Source organism: Amycolatopsis sp. NPDC104775 (genome assembly GCF_055583325.1).
In genome coordinates this window covers 38,896-42,844 of the sequence record NZ_JBVJOE010000023.1, presented here as the reverse complement: position 1 = coordinate 42,844, position 3,949 = coordinate 38,896, and the positions used below count along the sequence as shown (strand labels likewise).

Here is a 3,949-nt window from a genome sequence, read left to right as displayed (position 1 = left end):
TCCGGCGCGATGTACGCCTCAATACCGATGATCGGCTTGATCCCGTGCTTCTTCGACGTCTGATAAAACTCGTCCCCGCCGTACATGTTCCCGTGGTCGGTCATCCCGACCGCGGGCATGCCCAGCCGGGCCGCCTCCGCGAACAAGGGTCCGATCTTCGCCGCACCGTCCAGCATCGAATACTCGGTGTGCACGTGCAGGTGGACGAAAGAATCGTTCGACACCAGCGAAAACCTCCCCTAAGCGGACTGCTTCCCGGCTCCGGTCGACACGGCGGGCCCGGGCTGTCCACCCTAGTCCGCCGCCGACCCAGCGCTGCGGCTGGGCGCTCCGGGCACATCCTCCCTCCGAACCGCCGGGCCGCGGCCCCGACGCGCCGGGCGGCGGGGCCGGACGCGTTCCCGGTGATGATCACCGGCGGCCCTGTCTCCTGAATCGCTCACCCGGACACGGTCGCACCCGGCACCGACAAAACCGGGGCCGCCGGAAGCCGGGTCCGCGCAAAGTCACCCGGGAGCGTGAACCAGCCCACAACCGCCGAGCAAGGGGCCGGGGCATCGCTTGACAGCGGCCGGGCCGGAACCGACGATCCGTCGGGTGAACCTGTCTGACAGCCGGGCAGCCGGACCGCTCCCCCGGCGGGTCAGTGCGATGGAGGCCGTCCTGGCCCATCTGCGGCAGGCGATCGAGCACGGCGAGTACGCGGTCGGCGACCAGCTGCCGTCCGAGGCCGCGCTGAGCAGGCAGTTCGAGGTCAGCCGCTCGGTCGTGCGCGAGGCGCTGCGCGGGCTGCAGGCACTCGGGCTGACCGTGTCGCGCACCGGCCGCGGCACGTTCGTCACCGCGAGCGGCCCCCCGGAGAACCCTACGTTCGGCGATTACTCGGCCCGCGACCTGGTCGAAGTGCGCAGGCACGTCGAGGTGCCGGTGGCCGCCTTCGCCGCGCGCCGCGGCAAACAGGACCAGCTCGCGCTGCTGCGCGACCTCGTCGACCGGATGGACGCCGAGACCGGGGACGCCGCGTGGGTGGCGCTCGACTCACAGTTTCACGTCACGATCGCACGGGCATCAGGCAATCCGGTGTTCGCGAAGGTGATCGAGGAGATCCGTGACGCGCTGGCCCGCCAGTCGGCGTTCCTGAACCAGCTCGGCGGGCGGCGCGCGCAGTCGAACGTCGAGCACCGGCGCATCGTCACGGCGATCGCCGAAGGCCGAGAAGATGCGGCCGCGGCCGCGATGACCGAGCATCTCGATCACGTCGAGAAGACCCTGACCACGATCGTCCGACCGGCGCGCGCCGGCGAAGCAGAAACAGGTACCACCGCGTGACTGAAGAAACCCTGCCCGCGAAAGCCGAGGCGGACACCGCCGACGCGGGCGACGCCGGATACCGCAAGGCGCTGAAATCCCGGCACATCAACATGATCGCCATCGGCGGCGCGATCGGCACCGGCCTGTTCCTCGGCGCGGGCGGACGGCTCGCGCAGGCCGGCCCCGCGCTCGCGATCGTGTACGCGGTGTGCGGGCTCTTCGCCTTCTTCGTGGTGCGCTCGCTCGGCGAACTGATCCTGCACCGGCCGTCGTCCGGCGCGTTCGTTTCGTACGCGCGCGAGTTCATGGGTGAGAAGGGCGCGTACGTCGCCGGCTGGATGCACTTCCTGAACTGGTCGACGACCGGCATCGCGGACATCACCGCCATCGCGCTGTACGCCCACTTCTGGTCGTTCTTCACCCCGATTCCGCAGTGGGTGCTGGCGCTGATCGCGCTGGCGGTCGTGCTGTCGCTGAACCTCGTCTCGGTGAAGCTGTTCGGCGAGATGGAGTTCTGGTTCTCGATCGTCAAGGTCGCGGCGCTGGTGCTGTTCCTGCTCGTCGGCATTTTCCTGCTGGTGACGCAGCATCCGATCGACGGCCACGCGCCCGGCCCGCAGCTGATCGCCGACCACGGCGGCGTCTTCCCGGCGGGCATCGTGCCGATGATCCTGATCGTGCAGGGCGTCGTGTTCGCCTACGCATCGTGCGAGCTGGTCGGCGTCGCGGCGGGCGAGACGGAGAACCCGAAGAAGATCGTGCCCAAGGCGATCAACTCGATCATGTGGCGGATCGCGCTGTTCTACGTCGGTTCGGTCGTGCTGCTGGCGATGCTGCTGCCGTGGGACGCATACTCGGCCGACCAGAGCCCGTTCGTGACGGTGCTGGCGAAACTGGGCGTGCCCTACGCGGACAGCATCATGAACCTGGTCGTGCTGACCGCCGCGCTCTCGAGCCTCAACTCCGGCCTGTACTCGACCGGGCGGATCCTGCGCTCGATGTCGATGGCCGGGTCCGCGCCGAAGTTCACCGGCGTGATGAACCGCAACCAGGTGCCCTACGGCGGGATCCTGCTCACGTCGTCGGTCTGCGTGGTCGGCGTCGGGCTGAACTACGTGGTGCCGAAGGACGCGTTCGAGATCGTGCTGAACTTCGCCGCCGTCGGCATCCTCGGCACCTGGGCGATCATCGTGCTGAGCCATCTGCTGTTCGTGCGCAAGGCCAAGCGCGGCGAGGTGACCCGGCCGCACTTCCGGCTGCCGTTCTCGCCGTACACCGAAATCGCGACGCTGGTGTTCCTCGCCGCCGTCGTCGTCCTGATGGGCTTCGACAAGACCGGCCGGATCACCCTGATGGCGCTTCCGGTGATCATCGTCGCGCTGGTGGCCGGCTGGTTCGGCGTGCGCAAGCGGATCGACATGAGCGCGTTCGACAAGGCAGAAGCGTCGTGATCCCCGAGGAACGCGAACCGCGGCACGTCCCGCTGGTCCACCTTTTGCGCGACGGCATGGTCGAAGGCGTCCACCACGGTTCGGTCGTCGTGCTAGCTCCCGACGGTTCGACCCTGTTCGAGGCGGGCGACCCGGACGTCGCGATGTACCCGCGCTCGACCGCGAAACCGTTGCAGGCCACCGCGATGGCCCGCCTCGGACTGCGCCTGGACCCGTCCGGTTTCGCCATCGCCGCGGCCAGCCACTCCGGCGAACCGCGGCATCTCGAGGCAGCGTCCGCCGTGCTGACGAGCCACGACTTCGCCGAAACCGACCTAGGCAACCCCGCCGACCTGCCGTACGACCCGGTCGAGCGCGACGCCTGGATCGCCGCAGGACGGCAGCCGTCCCGGCTCGCGCACAACTGCTCGGGCAAGCACGCCGCAATGCTGGCCGTCTGCCAAGAGCAGCAATGGGACGTCGACGGCTACCTCGATCCGGCACACCCATTGCAGCGCGCGATCCGGGAAACCGTCGAGGACCTGACCGGGCAAACCGTGCCACGCGTGGCCACGGACGGCTGCGGTGCGCCACTGTTCGCGCTCTCTCTGCGAGGTTTGGCGAAGGCTGCTTCGCGAATCGCGACCGCACCGGAGGGTTCGCCAGAATCATTGGTAGCCAACGGAATCCGGCAACACCCAGACCTGGTAGCCGGAAGCCGCCGCGACGTCACCCGCCTCATGCGGGCCGTGCCAGGAATGATCGCGAAGGACGGTTTCGAAGCCGTACAGCTCGCCGCGCTGCCAAACGGAACCTCGGTAGCGCTGAAGATCGCGGACGGCGGCGACCGGGCAAGGCCCGCCGTACTCGCAGCGGCGCTGACACGAGCAGGAGTCGATCCGGACTTGCTGGCCCCGTTCAACAACCCCGCTCTCCAGGTAACGGACGCACTCGCCGCCTAGCTCCGTGAGGGGAACCCTCACGGACTCTGATTCCCCTAGGGTTCCCCTCACGACCCACCCAGCGCCCCACCAACCCCGCAACCGACGTACCCAACCGTCGAGGCACCCACACCCTCCCCCGCACCCCGATACGAAGCCTTCTCTGCGGTTCGGGGTGCCCCCCGCAACCACCCCCGGCGCAACGTCGCCCCCCCCCAGGCCACAAGACAAACCAGAAGCGACAGCACCTGAACCCCCATCACCAAG

At 68.7% G+C, this 3,949-nt stretch carries 4 protein-coding genes; 3 read left to right on the top strand and 1 reads right to left on the bottom strand.

From position 1 onward, the window contains the following. On the bottom strand, positions 1 to 224 hold a 224-nt coding region (locus tag ACZ63D_RS42720; RefSeq protein ID WP_465360035.1), incomplete at its 3' end, for a PHP domain-containing protein. Positions 225 to 651: 427 nt separating this feature from the next. Here ACZ63D_RS42720 and ACZ63D_RS42715 point away from each other — a divergent pair. The 3 genes from ACZ63D_RS42715 to ACZ63D_RS42705 are packed head-to-tail and all read left to right on the top strand — an operon-like array spanning position 652 to position 3,703. Further along, positions 652 to 1,329, top strand: a complete 678-nt coding sequence (locus tag ACZ63D_RS42715) for a FadR/GntR family transcriptional regulator (protein WP_465360036.1) — start codon at positions 652 to 654, stop codon at positions 1,327 to 1,329. Continuing rightward, on the top strand, positions 1,326 to 2,762 hold the full coding sequence (locus tag ACZ63D_RS42710) for an amino acid permease (RefSeq protein WP_465360034.1): 1,437 nt from the start codon (positions 1,326 to 1,328) through the stop codon (positions 2,760 to 2,762). The genes ACZ63D_RS42715 and ACZ63D_RS42710 overlap by 4 nt, the downstream gene beginning before the upstream one ends. After that, positions 2,759 to 3,703, top strand: a complete 945-nt coding sequence (locus ACZ63D_RS42705; protein ID WP_465360033.1) for an asparaginase — start codon at positions 2,759 to 2,761, stop codon at positions 3,701 to 3,703. Before ACZ63D_RS42710 ends, ACZ63D_RS42705 begins: the two co-directional genes overlap by 4 nt. Positions 3,704 to 3,949 lie beyond the last annotated feature (246 nt).

What these genes read in the sequence shown, in the direction of transcription:
- ACZ63D_RS42715 (WP_465360036.1), top strand. Translation starts at nt 652, where the DNA reads ATGGAGGCCGTCCTGGCCCATCTGCGGCAGGCGATCGAGCACGGCGAG.